Origin of the sequence: Serratia nevei (assembly GCF_037948395.1) — a bacterium.
In the GTDB taxonomy this organism is placed as follows: Bacteria; Pseudomonadota; Gammaproteobacteria; order Enterobacterales; family Enterobacteriaceae; genus Serratia; species Serratia nevei.
The window spans coordinates 4938729-4955234 of record NZ_CP149940.1 but is presented as its reverse complement, the minus strand read 5'-3'; the positions used below and the strand labels follow the sequence as shown (position 1 = coordinate 4955234).

The 16506-nt window shown below is 57.7% G+C and carries 19 protein-coding genes; 18 read left to right on the top strand and 1 reads right to left on the bottom strand.

Annotated features, from left to right (window positions below; translation table 11 throughout):
* The first annotated feature begins 61 nt into the window (after positions 1–61).
* The 7 genes from kefG to V8N38_RS23685 all read left to right on the top strand — a co-directional run bounded on the left by kefG (position 62) and on the right by V8N38_RS23685 (position 7199).
* Positions 62–613 carry a glutathione-regulated potassium-efflux system ancillary protein KefG gene (gene kefG, locus V8N38_RS23715; RefSeq protein ID WP_033645385.1) on the top strand — a complete coding sequence of 184 codons (552 nt, stop codon included), beginning with the start codon at positions 62–64 and terminating at the stop codon, positions 611–613.
* Between the two features lie 2 nt (positions 614–615).
* Positions 616–2424: a glutathione-regulated potassium-efflux system protein KefB gene (kefB, locus tag V8N38_RS23710; RefSeq protein WP_033645251.1), complete on the top strand. Its 1809-nt coding sequence runs from the start codon at positions 616–618 to the stop codon at positions 2422–2424.
* A 14-nt stretch (positions 2425–2438) separates the two neighbouring features.
* Positions 2439–2642, top strand: coding sequence for a YheV family putative zinc ribbon protein (locus V8N38_RS23705; RefSeq protein WP_015379274.1), 204 nt, complete (start codon positions 2439–2441; stop codon positions 2640–2642).
* Positions 2643–2754: 112 nt separating this feature from the next.
* Positions 2755–3342 carry a peptidylprolyl isomerase gene (gene slyD / locus V8N38_RS23700; RefSeq protein WP_038878063.1) on the top strand — a complete coding sequence of 196 codons (588 nt, stop codon included), beginning with the start codon at positions 2755–2757 and terminating at the stop codon, positions 3340–3342.
* 92 nt (positions 3343–3434) lie between these two features.
* Entirely contained in the window at positions 3435–4463 is a 1029-nt protein-coding gene (locus V8N38_RS23695) for a LacI family DNA-binding transcriptional regulator (RefSeq protein WP_102985419.1), read from the top strand.
* Between the two features lie 122 nt (positions 4464–4585).
* Positions 4586–6025, top strand: coding sequence for a Na+/H+ antiporter NhaC (gene nhaC / locus V8N38_RS23690; RefSeq protein ID WP_147840495.1), 1440 nt, complete (start codon positions 4586–4588; stop codon positions 6023–6025).
* A 1-nt stretch (position 6026) separates the two neighbouring features.
* Positions 6027–7199 carry a MalY/PatB family protein gene (locus V8N38_RS23685; protein ID WP_147840494.1) on the top strand — a complete coding sequence of 391 codons (1173 nt, stop codon included), beginning with the start codon at positions 6027–6029 and terminating at the stop codon, positions 7197–7199.
* A gap of 15 nt (positions 7200–7214) precedes the next feature.
* Here V8N38_RS23685 and V8N38_RS23680 read toward each other — a convergent pair whose 3' ends face one another.
* Positions 7215–7442 carry a SlyX family protein gene (locus tag V8N38_RS23680; protein WP_033649297.1) on the bottom strand — a complete coding sequence of 76 codons (228 nt, stop codon included), beginning with the start codon at positions 7440–7442 and terminating at the stop codon, positions 7215–7217.
* 356 nt (positions 7443–7798) lie between these two features.
* Here V8N38_RS23680 and fkpA point away from each other — a divergent pair, with 356 nt between their 5' ends.
* The 11 genes from fkpA (at position 7799) to bfr (ending at position 16213) form a co-directional block, all read left to right on the top strand.
* On the top strand, positions 7799–8638 hold the full coding sequence (gene fkpA / locus V8N38_RS23675; RefSeq protein WP_038878056.1) for an FKBP-type peptidyl-prolyl cis-trans isomerase: 840 nt from the start codon (positions 7799–7801) through the stop codon (positions 8636–8638).
* 373 nt (positions 8639–9011) lie between these two features.
* On the top strand, positions 9012–9734 hold the full coding sequence (locus V8N38_RS23670; protein WP_004930418.1) for a transcriptional regulator: 723 nt from the start codon (positions 9012–9014) through the stop codon (positions 9732–9734).
* Positions 9734–10123, top strand: coding sequence for a sulfurtransferase complex subunit TusD (gene tusD / locus V8N38_RS23665; protein ID WP_015379269.1), 390 nt, complete (start codon positions 9734–9736; stop codon positions 10121–10123). The genes V8N38_RS23670 and tusD overlap by 1 nt, the downstream gene beginning before the upstream one ends.
* A gap of 7 nt (positions 10124–10130) precedes the next feature.
* The gene (gene tusC / locus V8N38_RS23660) at positions 10131–10490 is read left to right on the top strand and encodes a sulfurtransferase complex subunit TusC (RefSeq protein ID WP_033636258.1); all 360 of its coding nucleotides are present in this window, start codon (positions 10131–10133) and stop codon (positions 10488–10490) included.
* A gap of 9 nt (positions 10491–10499) precedes the next feature.
* Entirely contained in the window at positions 10500–10787 is a 288-nt protein-coding gene (gene tusB, locus V8N38_RS23655; RefSeq protein ID WP_019456119.1) for a sulfurtransferase complex subunit TusB, read from the top strand.
* Between the two features lie 143 nt (positions 10788–10930).
* Positions 10931–11305, top strand: a complete 375-nt coding sequence (gene rpsL, locus V8N38_RS23650) for a 30S ribosomal protein S12 (RefSeq protein WP_004930426.1) — start codon at positions 10931–10933, stop codon at positions 11303–11305.
* A 96-nt stretch (positions 11306–11401) separates the two neighbouring features.
* The gene (rpsG, locus tag V8N38_RS23645) at positions 11402–11872 is read left to right on the top strand and encodes a 30S ribosomal protein S7 (RefSeq protein WP_004956203.1); all 471 of its coding nucleotides are present in this window, start codon (positions 11402–11404) and stop codon (positions 11870–11872) included.
* 93 nt (positions 11873–11965) lie between these two features.
* The gene (fusA, locus tag V8N38_RS23640; RefSeq protein WP_060428649.1) at positions 11966–14080 is read left to right on the top strand and encodes an elongation factor G; all 2115 of its coding nucleotides are present in this window, start codon (positions 11966–11968) and stop codon (positions 14078–14080) included.
* A 70-nt stretch (positions 14081–14150) separates the two neighbouring features.
* A complete protein-coding gene (gene tuf, locus V8N38_RS23635; protein WP_015376315.1) occupies positions 14151–15335 on the top strand; it encodes an elongation factor Tu in 1185 nt (394 codons plus the stop codon).
* Positions 15336–15465: 130 nt separating this feature from the next.
* Positions 15466–15660: a bacterioferritin-associated ferredoxin gene (bfd, locus tag V8N38_RS23630; RefSeq protein WP_015379266.1), complete on the top strand. Its 195-nt coding sequence runs from the start codon at positions 15466–15468 to the stop codon at positions 15658–15660.
* Between the two features lie 73 nt (positions 15661–15733).
* Positions 15734–16213, top strand: coding sequence for a bacterioferritin (bfr, locus tag V8N38_RS23625; protein WP_060424586.1), 480 nt, complete (start codon positions 15734–15736; stop codon positions 16211–16213).
* Positions 16214–16506 lie beyond the last annotated feature (293 nt).

The window sequence follows — 16506 nt, the reverse complement described above, 5'->3', positions numbered from 1 at the left end:
TTGTCTTTGCGATGCATGGTAACGGAAAACCGCTACCCTGACGACGCTTTGGAGGGGAATGATGTCGCAGCCGCCCAAGGTCTTGCTGCTGTATGCCCATCCGGAATCCCATGACTCGGTGGCGAACCGGGTTTTGCTTCGACCGGCGCAGCAGTTGGAACATGTCACCGTGCACGATCTCTACGCGCACTACCCTGATTTTTTTATCGATATCCATCACGAACAACAGCTGCTGCGTGAGCATCAGGTCATCGTGTTTCAGCATCCCCTGTATACCTACAGCTGCCCGGCGCTGCTGAAGGAGTGGCTGGATCGCGTACTGTCGCGCGGCTTTGCCAGCGGCGTGGGCGGCAATGCGCTGGCGGGCAAATACTGGCGTTCGGTGATCACCACCGGCGAACCGGAAGGCGCCTACCGCACCGGTGGTTATAACCACTACCCGATGGAAGATATTCTGCGGCCGTTCGAGCTGACCGCCGGGATGTGCCATATGCATTGGCTGACGCCGTTCGTGGTGTATTGGGCGCGGCGGCAAAAGCCGGAGGTGCTGCGTAGCCATGCGGACGCCTACGGCGAGTGGCTGAGCCACCCGCTGCCGCGCGGAGGACGGTGAGCATGGAAGGATCGACCTTACTGACCGCCATTTTACTGTTCCTGTTCGCCGCGGTGGTGACGGTGCCGATCGCCCGTCGCCTGGGGATCGGCGCGGTGCTGGGCTATCTGATCGCCGGCATCGCCATCGGCCCCTGGGGATTGGGCTTCATTCGCGACGTCGACGAGATCCTGCACTTCTCCGAGCTGGGCGTGGTGTTCCTGATGTTCATCATCGGCCTGGAGCTGAACCCCAGCAAGCTGTGGGAGCTGCGGCGTTCGATCTTCGGTGCCGGCGCAGGTCAGGTGTTGATCACCGCGGCGGTGCTGGGTGCGTTGCTGTACCTGACGCACTTCGCCTGGCAGGCGGCGGTGATCGGCGGCGTCGGCCTGGCGATGTCTTCCACCGCCATGGCGCTGCAGCTGATGCGCGAGAAGGGTATGAACCGCAACGAAGGGGGGCAGCTCGGCTTCTCGGTGCTGCTGTTCCAGGATATGGCGGTGATCCCGGCGCTGGCGCTGATCCCGATTCTGGCCGGCGCCGGCGGCACCAGCGACGACTGGGCGAAGATCGCGCTCAAGGTGGCGGCGTTCGGCGGCATGCTGATCGGCGGCCGTTTCCTGCTGCGGCCGCTGTTCCGCTATATCGCCGCTTCCGGCGTGCGCGAGATCTTCACCGCCGCGGCGCTGTTGCTGGTGCTCGGCTCGGCGCTGTTTATGGAAGCGCTCGGCCTGTCGATGGCGCTCGGCACCTTCATTGCCGGGGTGCTGCTGGCGGAGAGCGAATACCGCCACGAACTGGAGATTTCCATCGAGCCATTTAAAGGGCTGCTGCTGGGGCTGTTCTTTATCTCGGTGGGCATGGTGTTGAATATCGGCGTGCTCTACACCCATCTGGCCGAGGTGTTGATCGGCGTGTTGGTGCTGGTGACGGTCAAATCCGGCGTGCTCTACGGCGTATCGCGCCTGTTCGGCCTGCGCAGTTCGGTGCGCCTGCAGTTCGCCGGGGTGCTCAGCCAGGGCGGTGAGTTCGCCTTCGTGCTGTTTTCGGCGGCGGGTGCCCAAAAGGTGCTGCAGCCGGATCAACTCTCTTTGCTGCTGGTGGTGGTGACGCTGTCGATGATGACCACGCCGCTGTTGATGCAGGCCATCGACCGCATTTTGGCGCGGCGCTATAACGCCAAAGACGAAGACGAGGAGACGCCGTACGTGGAAGATGACGATCCGCAGGTGATCATCGTCGGCTTCGGGCGTTTCGGCCAGGTGATCGGCCGCCTGTTGATGGCCAACAAAATGCGCATTACCGTACTGGAGCGCGACGTCAGCGCCGTTGGCGTACTGCGGCGCTATGGCTACAAGGTTTATTACGGCGATGCCACCGAGCTGGAGCTGCTGCGTGCGGCGGGCGCCGAGAAGGCCAAGTCGATCGTGATCACCTGCAATGAGCCGGAAGACACCATGGAGATCGTGCGGCTGTGCCAGCAACACTTTCCGAACCTGAGCATTCTGGCGCGGGCGCGCGGCCGCGTGGAGGCGCATGAGTTGCTGCAGGCGGGGGTGAAACAGTTCAGCCGCGAAACCTTCTCCAGCGCGCTGGAACTGGGGCGCAAGGCGCTGATGGAGTTGGGCATGCACCCGCATCAGGCCTTCCGCGCCCAGCAGCATTTCCGCCGCCTGGATATGCGCATGCTGCGTGAACTGATGCCGCCGCATCAGGGCGACGTGGCGCAAATTTCCCGTGTGAAAGAGGCGCGGCGCGAGCTGGAAGAGCTGTTCCATCGCGAAATGCAAAAAGAAAGCCGCCAGTTCGACGGCTGGGACGAATACGAATAAGCGGGAGCATAACGATGTCTGCAACACGTAAAAGATTTATCGCCGGGGCAGTGTGCCCGAGCTGTAGCGCCATGGATACGCTGGCGGTATGGCGGGAGGATCAGGTGGAGGTGGTGGAGTGCGTCAAGTGCGGCCACCATCAGCGCCAGACCGAACAACAGGTGGAAAAACACGTTCGCCCGCAAGAGCAGGTGATCGGCATTTTCCAGCCGAAGTAGCGTTTTTTTATCCCGGAGGGTACAGCGAGGCAGATTTCCGTTACAATCTGTCCGGAAAAGGCGCGCATCCCGATAACGGTGCGCGTCCTAGTAGCCAACGGTAGGAGATATCATGAAAGTAGCAAAAGACTTGGTGGTCAGCCTGGCTTACCAAGTACGTACAGAAGACGGTGTTTTGGTTGATGAGTCTCCGGTGAGCGCACCGCTGGACTATCTGCACGGGCATGGTTCTCTGATCGCAGGTCTGGAAAAAGCACTCGAAGGCCACGACGTTGGCGATCGTTTTGACGTTCACGTCGGCGCGAACGACGCGTACGGCAACTACGACGAAAACCTGGTGCAACGCGTACCGAAAGACGTCTTCATGGGCGTTGACGAACTGCAGGTCGGCATGCGTTTCCTGGCTGACACCGATCAGGGCCCGGTACCGGTTGAAATCACCGAAGTTGACGGCGACCACGTGGTGGTTGACGGCAACCACATGCTGGCCGGCCAAAACCTGAACTTCAACGTGGAAGTTGTCGCGATCCGCGAAGCGACCGAAGAAGAACTGGCGCACGGCCACGTACACGGCGAGCACGACCATCACCACGAGCACGGTGAAGGCTGCTGCGGCGGTCACGGCCACAGCCACGATCACGACCATGGTCACGACCACGGTAAAGGTGGTTGCGGTAACGGCGGCTGCGGCTGCCACTAAGCAGAGCGCAGTGACGAGACAAGAGGGCGGCCATCGGCTGCCCTTTTTTATGCGCGGCGCACCGGGCGCCGAACGGCACAACAGGACATGCCATGGCCACCATGAAAGACGTTGCGCGCCGCGCCGGCGTTTCCACGGCCACCGTCAGCCGGGTGATCAATAATACCGCCTACGTTGAACCGGTGACCCGCGAACGCGTCGAGAAAGCGATGCGCGAGTTTAACTACCATCGCAACGCCGCCGCGCTGGCGCTGGCGAAAAGAAGCGGCAATATGCTGGGATTGCTGACCGGCAACCTCGACGATCCGTTTTTTTCACGCCTGGCGCGGGGCGTGGAAGACATCACGCGGCAGGCCGGCGTGCGGTTGATGTTGTGCAGCGGCGGGCATCAGGCCGAGCTGGAAAAAAGCGGCCTCGATTTTCTCATCAACCAGGGATGCGAAGCCATCGTGGCGCACGTCACGCGCATGGGGGAGGAGGAGCTGCTGCGCTACGCCGCCCACACGCCTGCGCTGGTGCTGATCAATCGTTATCTGCCCGCCATCGCCAACCGTTGCATCTGGCTCGACAACGCCAATGCGGCGCAGACGGCGACCGAGTTGCTCATACGCCAGGGGCATCGGAGAATTGCCTGCGTGACGGCGGATCTGCCGATCGACGACCGCGCGCAGCGGTTAGCGGGTTATCGCAAGGCCATGGCCGCCGCCGGCATTGAGGTACCCGGCAGCTGGATCATCAGCGTGCCCTTCAACGAGCGAGGGGGCGAACTGGCGGCCGAGCGCGTGCTGGCCAGCGACCCATGCTTCACCGCCGCAGTGACCTTCAACGACGTAATGGCCGCCGGCATGATGCGCACCTGCCACCAACGGCACATTCAGCTGCCTGAGGCGCTGTCGATCGTCGGTTTTGACGACATTGCCCTGGCGAAGTATCTCCACCCCGCGTTGACTACCGTGCATTATCCCATCGAGAAAATGGCTCGGCGTGCCGCGCGCCTGGCGCTACAGATTCACAGCGGCAGCGACGTCGCGCCACGAAACAACCGCTTTTCGGCCGAACTTATCCTGCGAGACTCCGTAGCTGACGGCGAACCGCATGAGCAAAGCAAGCGCGGTGAATGAGAGACGGCTCACACAACGCCATCTCATGAAACCGATTACATGGCCGGTTGCCTGCGCTCACATCCTCCAATTACCGAAGCCATTACGCTGTTGCAGTACCCCATCTTCAACAGGAGCCGTATATGGATAATAAGAAAACGCTCAACCTTGGGCTGGCGACGCTGCCGATTGTGGCCATGCTGTTGCTGCTCATCATCGGCTATGGCCAGTTCGGCCTGCGCATTGAACCGCTGCTGCTGGTTTCCGCCGCCATCGCCGCCGCGTTAGCCTGGTGGCAAGGCTACCGCTGGGATGACATCATCGAGGCCATCGTGGCCAAGCTGGCGAAGGCGATGCCGGTTATCCTGATCCTGATCTGCGTGGGCGGCCTGATCGGCACCTGGATGATCAGCGGCACCATCCCTTACATGGTGTATTGGGGGCTGAAGCTGATCAGCCCGCAATACATTCTGATCGCCGCGTTCTTCATCACCAGCGTGATCTCGGTGTGCACCGGCACCTCGTGGGGGGCGGCCGGCACCGTGGGCGTGGCGCTGATGGGCGTGGCCGCCGGTCTGGACGTGCCGCTGGCCGCCGCGGCCGGGGCGGTGGTGTCCGGCGCTTACTTCGGCGACAAAATTTCGCCGTTGTCCGATTCGACGAACTTCGCGGCTATCGTTGCGGATACCGATCTCTACAGCCATATCCAGCATCTGATGTACACGACGCTGCCGAGTTTTATCCTGGCCGCCGTGGTGTACCTGATCGCCGGCCACACCGGTGCGGTGGGCAGTGTGGCAACGCCCGAGAAAGTGACCGAAATTGTCGGTGCGCTCGAGGGGCTGTACCACTTCAATCTGCTGCTGATCCTGCCGCCGGTGCTGGTGCTGTGGGGCGCGGTGACCAAACGGCCGGTGATCCCCGTCATGCTGGCCGCCTGCGCGCTGGCGATCGCCATCGGCGTCGCGCTGCAGGGCTTTAGCCTGCAGCAGGGGCTGAATGCGTTGATGGACGGCTTCAATCTGTCGATGTTCGCCACTCAGGGCCATAACGTCGAAGGGATCGTCGCCGATGTGCCGCGCCTGCTGAACCGCGGCGGCATGTTCTCGATGATGAGTACGATCCTGCTGGTGTTCTGCGCCTTTTCCTTCGCCGGCGCCCTGACGCTGACCGGCGCGCTGACGGTGATCATCAGCCGGCTGCTGAAAGTGGTGCACACTACCGGCCAGCTGATCGCCGCCACCGTTGCCACCACTATCCTGGTGACCGGCGCGACCAGCGACGGCAAGCTGGCGCTGCTGATCCCGGCGGAGCTGTTCAAAGGGGCCTATCGACGCATGGGGCTGGACAACAAAAATCTGTCGCGCACCGTCGAAGATGCGGGCACCGTCATCGAACCGCTGATCCCGTGGACGGCCGCCGGCATTTACATGGCCACCACGCTGGGGGTCAGCACCCTCGATCTGCTGCCGTGGGCGATCCAATGTTATGCCGCGGTGGTGTTCGCCCTGATTTATGGGGTCACCGGCTTCGGTATCGCCAAACTCCAACCTCAGAACGACTTGCAGCGTAAGGAAGCCTGACATGACGAGTCATTTCAACGCCATCATCGATCGCCACAACACCGGCTCCGTGAAGTGGGACTTCACCGACCGCTATCTGCAACTGGACGGCAGTGAACTGTTGCCGATGTGGGTGTCCGATTTCGACTTTCCGTGCCCGCCGGAGGTGCAGCAGGAGCTGCATCAGCGGGTGGACCACGGCGTCTTTGGCTACAGCGAACGCGACGACGCTTACTATGAGGCGGCGATCGACTGGTTTGCCAAGCGGCACGGCTTGCCGCTGCGGCGCGAATGGTTCACGTCGATTGAAGGGGTAGTGCCGGGGTTGGCGATGCTGATCCAACTGCTCAGCAAGCCGGGGGATGGCGTGGTGGTGCAGGGGCCGTATTATGGCTCGTTCGCCAAGATAGTCACCATGAACGGCAGAGAGGTGATTGAAAACCCGCTGCTGGAAACCCCGCAGGGATACCGGATCGATTTCGACCAGCTGGCCGCCTGTCTGGCGCAGCGTAAACCGCCGCTGTTGTTGCTGTGCAATCCGCACAACCCGACCGGCCGTTGCTGGCGCCGTGATGAACTGGAGCGGCTCATGGCGCTCTGCCACGCCCACGACGTCACGGTGATCTCCGATGAAATTTGGGCCGACCTGCTGCTACCCGGCGAGACGTTTACGTCGGTGTTGCATCTGGGCGAGGAATATCGCGAGCGGGTCATTGCGGCGACGTCCGCCAGCAAAACGTTCGGCCTTTCCTCGCTGCGCATTTCGAATTTCCTGATCCCCAATGCCCGGCTTCGGCAGGCGTTTGTCGATCGGCTGAACGCCCACGGGCTGGATGTGTTCAACGCGCTGTCGATGACGGCGGCGACCGCGGCCTATCAACGGGGCGCTGCCTGGCTTGATGAGCTGCTCGACTACCTGGCGGAGAACCGGCGTTGGTTTAAGCAGGCGCTGGCGGACGCCGCGCCCTGGTGCACGATGACCCAGGCTGAAGGGACCTATCTCGCCTGGCTGGATTGCCGCTCGCTGGGTTTGAACGATGCTGACTTGCAGCAGGCGCTGGTGGCGGTGGCGAAGCTGGCGCCGTCGATGGGCAGCGGTTTCGGCCCGCAGGGGAGCGGTTTTATCCGTATCAACCTGGGGTGCCCGCGCCGGTATCTCGAGCGTGCCGTCGCAGGGCTGGCACGCCTGAAATAACCGCATGGCGGGCCCTCAATAGTGCGGCGGAGGCGTTTCTTCCGATTGCGAGGCGATCATTGAGGTTTGGGTCGAGCGCAGCTTGTCGGTCAACATGCGCAGATGTTCGCGCATCTTCAGCATTTCCATTTGATGCTGGATGACGGTCTGGTTGAGCTCTTCGATGGTGAGCTCTTGGAAGGCCTGACGGCTCTCCAGTTCTTCAAGCCGCTGTAGCAGGCGTTGAGTGTCGGCGTTGTGCATGAGGCTACCTCTGACGCGATAAAATCCTGATTCGGCGCTATGGTAACAGCTGGCGCCGGGTTTGCTCGCGCTATTTCTCCAGACGGCGCGCAACGTTGCGATCGGCAGTGTAAAGTGCTGAAAAGTTGCGCGCCTGATACGCCGTTTTTTGCTAACCTCGCCGAATATTCTGCAAGAAAAATCTGATTTATCATGCGAGTAGCACGCGGTGGGAAACTTCTTGGCAAAGCGGGAGTCACACTTTGACTCGATTGGTTACCTGTGCGACTGTTTTGTTTTGTTTCAGGCAGCTATAGTAGCCCGGTTATCTTACCTAATGATTGTTTGGGGCATTGCTTCAGACACTGGAGAAATGGATGAAATCTTTGTTTAAAGTCACGCTTCTGGCAACCACCATGGCTTTTGCTCTGAATGCGACCCAGGTCATGGCAGCCGATGCCGCCAAACCGGCAGAAGCCGCTAAACCAGCGGACGCGGCAGCAGCACCGAGCACCGGCAAGTTCAAAAACGACGACGAGCAAGCGGCTTACGCACTGGGCGCCTCTCTCGGTCGTTACATGGACAACTCTCTGAAAGAGCAAGAGAAGCTGGGCATCAAGCTGGACAAAGATCAGCTGATCGCCGGCGTTCAGGACGCGTTTGCCAACAAGAGCAAGCTGAACGATGCCGACATCGAGAAGACCCTGCAGGGCTTCGAAGCGCGCGTGAAGGCTTCCGCTCAGGCGAAGATGGAACAGGACGCCAAGGACAACGAAACCAAAGGCGCCAAGTACCGTGACAGCTTCGCTAAAGAAAAAGGCGTGAAGAAAACCGAATCCGGCCTGCTGTACCAGGTAGAGAAACCGGGCGCGGGTGAAGCACCGAAAGACAGCGACACCGTGGTAGTTAACTACAAAGGCACCCTGACCGACGGTACCGAGTTCGATAACTCCTACACCCGCGGCGAGCCGCTGTCGTTCCGTCTGGACGGCGTGATCCCAGGCTGGACCGAAGGCCTGAAACACATCAAGAAAGGCGGCAAAATCAAGCTGGTGATCCCACCGGCGCTGGCCTACGGTAAAACCGGCGTTCCGGGCATCCCGGCTAACTCCACGCTGGTCTTCGACGTTGAGCTGCTGGACGTGAAAGCGGCGCCGAAAGCCGACGCTAAAGCCGAAAAACCGGCTGACGCGAAAGCCGCTACCAAAGCGAAATAACATCGTCGCTCTGTTTGCCACCGCCGCGGATGCCCTCCGCGGCGGTTTTCATTTCGGCAGCCGCCGCCTCTCTCTCCATTGAACGCTTGACGCCTGCCGGGCATCGGGCTTAACGTCAATACCACGCGCAAACGCAAGGACTTTGCTCCGGCCGCTTTGCTAGACTAATAATTCTGATTTATCAGTCATGCGTCTGCCCCTTAGGGCGTGTACCTAAAATTGTTCCCGGCCGCCTCGCCCGCGGATGTCATCGTGCCGTTTGATGCCGCTCTCAGCTGGCCGCGCTGCGGCGTGCCGACGACGGCAGCGATCCGGTCCGAGCGGTTTTAGCTGCGCCCCCTGGCACAGGCGATCTATGAGGGTGGTATCTTCGATGTCGAATTCGCTTTTATCCAGCGAAGCCAGCGAACTTGATTTGCTGAATGAACGTCCGTTTACTCAAACGGATCATGAAATCCTGAAATCCTATGAAGCGGTGGTCGACGGGTTGGCGATGTTGATCGGCGGCCACTGCGAGATCGTACTGCACGCGCTGGAAGACCTGAACAGCTCTGCGGTACGCATCGCCAACGGTGAACATACCGGGCGTAAAATCGGCTCGCCGATCACCGATCTGGCGCTGCGCATGCTGCACGACATGGCCGGCGACGACAGCAGCGTGTCGAAAGCCTACTTTACCCGCGCCAAGAGCGGCGTGTTGATGAAGTCGGTGACCATCGCCATTCGCAATCGCGAGCAGCGGGTGATCGGCTTGCTGTGCATCAACATGAACCTCGACGTGCCGTTCTCGCAGATCATGCAGACCTTTATGCCGCCAGCCACGCAGGACGTGCCGTCGTCGGTGAATTTCGCTTCTTCCGTCGACGATCTGGTGGCGCAGACGCTGGAGTTCACCATCGAAGAGGTGAACGCCGACCGCTCGGTGTCCAATAACGCCAAGAATCGTCAGGTGGTGCTCAATCTCTATGAGAAAGGCATCTTCGACATCAAGGATGCGATCAACCAGGTGGCGGATCGCCTGAATATCTCCAAACACACCGTGTATCTGTACATCCGCCAGTTCAAGAGCGGCGATCTGTTGGGAAGCGACCGTTGATGCTCGATTATTGCCTGTTGGTCACCGGCCCGGCTTACGGCACGCAGCAGGCCAGCAGCGCCTATCAGTTCGCTCAGGCTTTGCTGGCGAAAGGGCACCGGCTTTCCAGCGTTTTTTTCTACCGTGAAGGGGTGTTGAACGCCAACCAGCTGACCGCGCCGGCCAGCGACGAGTTCGACCTGGTGCGCGGCTGGGCGCAGCTGGCGCAGCAACACGGCGTGGCGCTCAACGTCTGCGTTGCTGCTGCGCTGCGCCGTGGCGTCACCGACGAGCAGGAGGCGGCGCAGCAGGGGCTGGCAAGCGCCAACCTGCAGCCCGGTTTTACCCTGAGCGGGCTGGGTTCCCTGGCCGAAGCGTCGCTGAGTTGCGACCGTCTGGTGCAGTTCTGAGGATATGATGAAACGAGTCGCTTTTGTTTTCACCCACGGGCCGCACGGCGGCGCCGGCGGCAGGGAAGGGCTGGATGCGCTGCTCGCCACGTCGGCGCTCAGCGAAGACTTGGGGGTGTTTTTTGTCGGCGATGGCGTATTGCAGCTGTTGCCGGGCCAGCAACCGGAAAAGATTTTGGCGCGCAATTACATTGCCACCTTCGGCGTGCTGCCGCTGTATGACGTGGAGCGCTGCTATCTGTGCCAGGCTTCGCTGCAGGAGCGTGGGCTGAGCCAGGTGACCGATTGGGTGCTGGACGCCGAGGTGTTGGCGCCGGACGAACTGCGCCGCGAACTGGCCGGCTACGACGCCGTGATGACGTTTTAGGATCCTTTGATGCTGTATACCCTGAGCCATTCGCCAAACCAATGTGACTTACCTGCGCTGCTGCGCCTGACGGCAGAGGGCGACGCGCTGCTGCTGCTGCAGGACGGCGTGCTTGCCGGCCTTGCCGGCAGCGCCCATCTTGAATTGCTGCTCGCCGCCCCCATATCCCTTTACGCGCTGCAGGACGACCTGGAAGCCCGGGGATTGGTTGGTCATTTCTCGCACAAAATCACTGTCGTCGGCTATAATCACTTCGTTGAATTAACCGAACAACACCGCAGCCAAATGGCCTGGTGATGAGAGTGATGTTGTATATTTCTTGACACCCATACTGGTCAGCCCTAAAATTCTGCGTCCTCGTACTTTGCCAATAGTGCATACGAGGGGATTTATCACATGTTTACGAAGCTAGTACGAAGCAAAAACCAGGAGCTTTTTTAATGGCAACAATTAACCAGCTGGTTCGCAAACCACGCTCTGTGAAGGCTGCTAAAAGCAACGTTCCAGCGCTGGAAGCCTGCCCGCAGAAACGTGGCGTATGCACCCGCGTATATACCACTACCCCGAAAAAACCAAACTCCGCACTGCGTAAAGTTTGCCGTGTGCGTTTGACCAACGGTTTCGAAGTAACTTCCTACATCGGTGGCGAAGGCCACAACCTGCAGGAACACTCCGTAATCCTGATCCGTGGCGGTCGTGTAAAAGACCTGCCAGGTGTGCGTTACCACACCGTCCGTGGTGCACTTGACTGCTCCGGTGTTAAAGACCGTAAGCAAGCTCGTTCCAAGTACGGCGTGAAGAAGCCAAAGGCTTAATGGTTCTCCGTTAAGTAAGGCCAAACGTTTTAACTTTAATGTCAAAATAAACTCGTAGAGTTTTGGACAATCCTGAATTAACAACGGAGTATTTCCATGCCACGTCGTCGCGTAATCGGCCAACGTAAAATCCTGCCAGATCCTAAGTTCGGATCTGAGCTGCTGGCCAAATTTGTAAATATCCTGATGGTAGACGGTAAAAAATCTACTGCAGAAGCAATCGTCTATACCGCGCTGGAGACCCTGGCTCAGCGTTCTGGTAAAGATCACCTGGAAGCTTTCGAAGTCGCTCTCGACAACGTTCGCCCGACTGTAGAAGTTAAGTCGCGTCGCGTTGGCGGTTCTACTTATCAGGTACCAGTTGAAGTCCGCCCGGTTCGTCGTAATGCTCTGGCAATGCGTTGGATCGTTGATGCTGCACGTAAACGCGGTGATAAATCCATGGCTCTGCGCCTGGCGAACGAGCTGTCTGACGCAGCAGAGAACAAAGGTTCTGCTGTTAAGAAGCGTGAAGACGTTCACCGTATGGCCGAAGCCAACAAGGCGTTCGCCCACTACCGCTGGTAATCACCCGGCTGTAGTCATGCTAACCAAGCGGGCGCGTCAAATCGGCCCGCTTGGGTTAACTGAACTTGAACGCCCTAGGAATAGAGGAATCAAATGGCTCGTACAACACCCATTGCACGCTACCGCAACATCGGTATCAGTGCTCACATCGACGCCGGTAAAACCACCACTACCGAACGTATTCTGTTCTACACCGGTGTAAACCACAAAATCGGTGAAGTTCATGACGGCGCTGCCACCATGGACTGGATGGAACAGGAGCAGGAGCGTGGTATTACCATCACTTCTGCAGCGACTACTGCTTTCTGGTCTGGTATGGCCAAGCAGTTCGAACCGCATCGCGTAAACATCATCGACACCCCAGGGCACGTTGACTTCACCATCGAAGTAGAACGTTCCATGCGTGTGCTGGATGGCGCGGTAATGGTTTACTGTGCTGTTGGTGGTGTTCAGCCACAGTCTGAAACCGTATGGCGTCAGGCTAACAAGTACAAAGTGCCACGTATCGCGTTCGTTAACAAAATGGACCGTATGGGTGCTAACTTCCTGAAAGTTGTTGGCCAGATCAAATCTCGTCTGGGCGCTAACCCTGTTCCTCTGCAGCTGGCTATCGGCGCAGAAGACAAATTCACCGGCGTTATCGACCTGGTGAAGATGAAGGCGATCAACTGGAACGAAGAAGACGCAGGCGTAACCTTCGAATACGAAGACGTGCCGGCTGACATGATGGATCTGGCTGAAGAATGGCGCCAGAACCTGATCGAGTCCGCTGCGGAAGCTTCCGAAGAGCTGATGGAAAAATACCTGGGCGGCGAAGAGCTGACCGAGGAAGAAATCAAATCCGCTCTGCGTCAGCGCGTACTGAACAACGAAATCATCCTGGTTACCTGTGGTTCTGCGTTCAAGAACAAGGGCGTGCAGGCGATGCTGGATGCGGTAATCGAATACCTGCCGGCACCAACTGACGTTCCTGCGATCAACGGTATCCTGGACGACGGTAAAGACACTCCGGCTGAGCGTCACGCAAGTGATGACGAGCCGTTCTCTGCTCTGGCGTTCAAAATCGCTACCGACCCGTTCGTAGGTAACTTGACCTTCTTCCGCGTGTACTCCGGCGTTGTTAACTCCGGCGACACCGTGCTGAACTCCGTTAAGTCTGCGCGCGAGCGTTTCGGCCGTATCGTTCAGATGCACGCTAACAAGCGTGAAGAGATCAAAGAAGTTCGCGCAGGCGACATCGCCGCTGCGATCGGTCTGAAAGACGTGACTACCGGGGACACCCTGTGTGACCCAGACTCTCCAATCATCCTGGAGCGTATGGAATTCCCTGAGCCGGTAATCTCTATCGCCGTTGAACCGAAAACCAAAGCTGACCAGGAAAAAATGGGTCTGGCTCTGGGCCGTCTGGCTAAAGAAGACCCGTCATTCCGCGTATGGACTGACGAAGAGTCTAACCAGACCATCATCGCCGGTATGGGTGAACTGCACCTCGACATCATCGTTGACCGCATGAAGCGTGAATTCAACGTTGAAGCTAACGTGGGCAAACCTCAGGTAGCTTACCGCGAAGCGATTCGCGCGAAGATTACCGATGTTGAAGGTAAGCACGCCAAGCAGTCTGGTGGTCGCGGTCAGTACGGTCACGTTGTGATCGACATGTACCCACTGGAGCCGGGCTCTAACCCGAAAGGTTACGAGTTCATCAACGACATCAAAGGTGGTGTAATTCCTGGCGAATACATCCCTGCCGTTGATAAAGGCATCCAGGAGCAGCTGAAGTCTGGTCCGTTGGCTGGTTACCCGGTAGTAGACATGGGTATTCGTCTGCACTTCGGTTCTTACCACGACGTTGACTCCTCTGAACTGGCGTTTAAACTGGCCGCGTCTATCGCCTTTAAAGAAGGCTTTAAGAAAGCGAAACCAGTTCTGCTTGAGCCTATCATGAAGGTTGAAGTTGAGACTCCAGAAGAGAACACCGGTGACGTTATCGGTGACTTGAGCCGTCGTCGCGGCATGCTGCGCGGTCAGGAATCTGAAGTGACTGGCGTTAAGATCCACGCTGAAGTACCGTTGTCCGAAATGTTCGGCTACGCAACTCAGCTGCGTTCTCTGACTAAAGGTCGCGCATCATACACCATGGAATTCCTGAAGTATGATGATGCACCGAACAACGTCGCTCAGGCCGTAATCGAAGCCCGTGGCAAATAAGCCGCAGGGTTAAAACCAAAGTCCCGTGCTCTCTCCAGAAGGGGAGAGCGCTATAGTAAGGAATATAGCCGTGTCTAAAGAAAAATTTGAACGTACAAAACCGCACGTTAACGTTGGTACTATCGGCCACGTTGACCACGGTAAAACTACCCTGACTGCAGCGATCACCACCGTACTGGCTAAAACCTACGGCGGTTCTGCACGTGCTTTCGACCAGATCGATAACGCGCCAGAAGAAAAAGCTCGTGGTATCACCATCAACACCTCTCACGTTGAATATGACACCCCGACTCGTCACTACGCGCACGTTGACTGCCCAGGGCACGCCGACTACGTGAAAAACATGATCACCGGTGCTGCTCAGATGGACGGCGCGATCCTGGTAGTAGCTGCGACTGACGGCCCAATGCCTCAGACTCGTGAGCACATCCTGCTGGGTCGTCAGGTTGGCGTTCCTTTCATCATCGTATTCATGAACAAATGCGACATGGTAGATGATGAAGAGCTGCTGGAACTGGTAGAAATGGAAGTTCGCGAACTGCTGTCCGCTTACGACTTCCCAGGCGACGACCTGCCGGTAATCCGCGGTTCCGCGCTGAAAGCGCTGGAAGGCGAAGCTGAGTGGGAAGCGAAAATCATCGAACTGGCCGAAGCCCTGGACAGCTACATCCCAGAGCCAGAGCGTGCGATCGACAAGCCGTTCCTGCTGCCAATCGAAGACGTATTCTCCATCTCCGGTCGTGGTACCGTTGTTACCGGTCGTGTTGAGCGCGGTATCATCAAAGTTGGCGAAGAAGTTGAAATCGTTGGTATCAAAGACACCGTTAAGTCTACCTGTACTGGCGTTGAAATGTTCCGCAAACTGCTGGACGAAGGCCGTGCTGGTGAGAACGTAGGTGTTCTGCTGCGTGGTATCAAACGTGAAGAAATCGAACGTGGTCAGGTACTGGCTAAGCCAGGCTCCATCAAGCCGCACACCCAGTTCGAATCTGAAGTGTACATCCTGAGCAAAGATGAAGGTGGTCGTCACACGCCATTCTTCAAAGGCTACCGTCCACAGTTCTACTTCCGTACTACTGACGTGACCGGTACCATCGAACTGCCAGAAGGCGTAGAGATGGTAATGCCAGGCGACAACGTGAACATGGTTGTAACCCTGATTCACCCAATCGCGATGGACGACGGTCTGCGTTTCGCAATCCGTGAAGGCGGCCGTACTGTAGGCGCTGGTGTTGTTGCTAAAGTTATCGCTTAATCGCGAATAATTTTTCGACACAAAAAGGGCACTTCGGTGCCCTTTTTTTATGCAATTTGTTCAAATCTTAATTGAAATAAAAACCATTCCTATTTAGACTCAATGCATTGGTTAAGAAGTGAGTCTCTCTATGTATGTATGTCTGTGTAATGCGGTGACTGACAAAGCGATCCGTAATGCGGTGCGTCAGCACAATCCCCATACCATGAAGCAGCTGCGTGAACTTGTGCCGATTGGTACCGATTGTGGAAAGTGCATTCGTCAGGCAAGACAGATTATGGTGGAGGAACGCGGAACTATCATCCCAATGCATGAAGTTGCCTAACAAAGGGTAAGGTTATTTTTGACTCTTGGCTTACAGGTTCTACACTTTTAGAACTGGCCAGGAGGAGTTACCTATGAAAGGCGATAAAAAGATCATTGCTCACCTCAACAAGCTGCTCGGCAACGAGCTGGTTGCCATCAATCAATATTTCCTGCACGCCCGCATGTTCAAGAATTGGGGCTTAATGCGCCTCAACGACAAGGAATACCACGAGTCGATCGACGAAATGAAGCATGCCGATCGCTACATCGAGCGTATCCTGTTCCTGGAAGGGCTCCCTAACCTGCAGGATCTCGGCAAGCTGAACATCGGCGAAGACATTGAAGAGATGCTGCGTTCCGATCTGGCGCTGGAGCTGGCAGGCGCTAAAAACCTGCGTGAAGGTATCGCCTATGCCGACTCGATTCATGATTACGTCAGCCGCGATTTGATGATCGATATCCTGGCCGATGAAGAAGAGCATATCGACTGGCTGGAAACCGAGCTGGATCTGATCGCTCGCCTCGGTATTCAAAACTATGCCCAGGCCCAGGTTCTAGAGCGCAAAGAGTAAGCCTGTCTTCCGTTCGTCATCGTCTCTCCTGCCGGCGACCGTTTTTACGGTGGGGCAGGGGAGCTTCCCCGCCAAGCATAATTCATACCCTGTTAGCCGTCCTCATCTCGCGACTGCCGCTGAACGCGCAAAAATGACGATTTCCTGAGCATATTTCCAACTGCGGCTTGCTTCCTGGGCCATTTTGCGTATAATGCGCGGGCTTACCTAATCTTGGTAAGCCTGATTTTAGCGAATCAGTCGATTGGCAGGCCTTTTTTGCCTTTCGAACAATACTCCCGATATGGGGGTTA

What these genes read in the sequence shown, in the direction of transcription:
- kefG (WP_033645385.1), top strand. Translation starts at nt 62, where the DNA reads ATGTCGCAGCCGCCCAAGGTCTTGCTGCTGTATGCCCATCCGGAATCC.
- kefB (WP_033645251.1), top strand. Translation starts at nt 616, where the DNA reads ATGGAAGGATCGACCTTACTGACCGCCATTTTACTGTTCCTGTTCGCC.
- V8N38_RS23705 (WP_015379274.1), top strand. Translation starts at nt 2,439, where the DNA reads ATGTCTGCAACACGTAAAAGATTTATCGCCGGGGCAGTGTGCCCGAGC.
- slyD (WP_038878063.1), top strand. Translation starts at nt 2,755, where the DNA reads ATGAAAGTAGCAAAAGACTTGGTGGTCAGCCTGGCTTACCAAGTACGT.
- V8N38_RS23695 (WP_102985419.1), top strand. Translation starts at nt 3,435, where the DNA reads ATGGCCACCATGAAAGACGTTGCGCGCCGCGCCGGCGTTTCCACGGCC.
- nhaC (WP_147840495.1), top strand. Translation starts at nt 4,586, where the DNA reads ATGGATAATAAGAAAACGCTCAACCTTGGGCTGGCGACGCTGCCGATT.
- V8N38_RS23685 (WP_147840494.1), top strand. Translation starts at nt 6,027, where the DNA reads ATGACGAGTCATTTCAACGCCATCATCGATCGCCACAACACCGGCTCC.
- V8N38_RS23680 (WP_033649297.1), bottom strand. Translation starts at nt 7,442, where the DNA reads ATGCACAACGCCGACACTCAACGCCTGCTACAGCGGCTTGAAGAACTG.
- fkpA (WP_038878056.1), top strand. Translation starts at nt 7,799, where the DNA reads ATGAAATCTTTGTTTAAAGTCACGCTTCTGGCAACCACCATGGCTTTT.
- V8N38_RS23670 (WP_004930418.1), top strand. Translation starts at nt 9,012, where the DNA reads ATGTCGAATTCGCTTTTATCCAGCGAAGCCAGCGAACTTGATTTGCTG.
- tusD (WP_015379269.1), top strand. Translation starts at nt 9,734, where the DNA reads ATGCTCGATTATTGCCTGTTGGTCACCGGCCCGGCTTACGGCACGCAG.
- tusC (WP_033636258.1), top strand. Translation starts at nt 10,131, where the DNA reads ATGAAACGAGTCGCTTTTGTTTTCACCCACGGGCCGCACGGCGGCGCC.
- tusB (WP_019456119.1), top strand. Translation starts at nt 10,500, where the DNA reads ATGCTGTATACCCTGAGCCATTCGCCAAACCAATGTGACTTACCTGCG.
- rpsL (WP_004930426.1), top strand. Translation starts at nt 10,931, where the DNA reads ATGGCAACAATTAACCAGCTGGTTCGCAAACCACGCTCTGTGAAGGCT.
- rpsG (WP_004956203.1), top strand. Translation starts at nt 11,402, where the DNA reads ATGCCACGTCGTCGCGTAATCGGCCAACGTAAAATCCTGCCAGATCCT.
- fusA (WP_060428649.1), top strand. Translation starts at nt 11,966, where the DNA reads ATGGCTCGTACAACACCCATTGCACGCTACCGCAACATCGGTATCAGT.
- bfd (WP_015379266.1), top strand. Translation starts at nt 15,466, where the DNA reads ATGTATGTATGTCTGTGTAATGCGGTGACTGACAAAGCGATCCGTAAT.
- bfr (WP_060424586.1), top strand. Translation starts at nt 15,734, where the DNA reads ATGAAAGGCGATAAAAAGATCATTGCTCACCTCAACAAGCTGCTCGGC.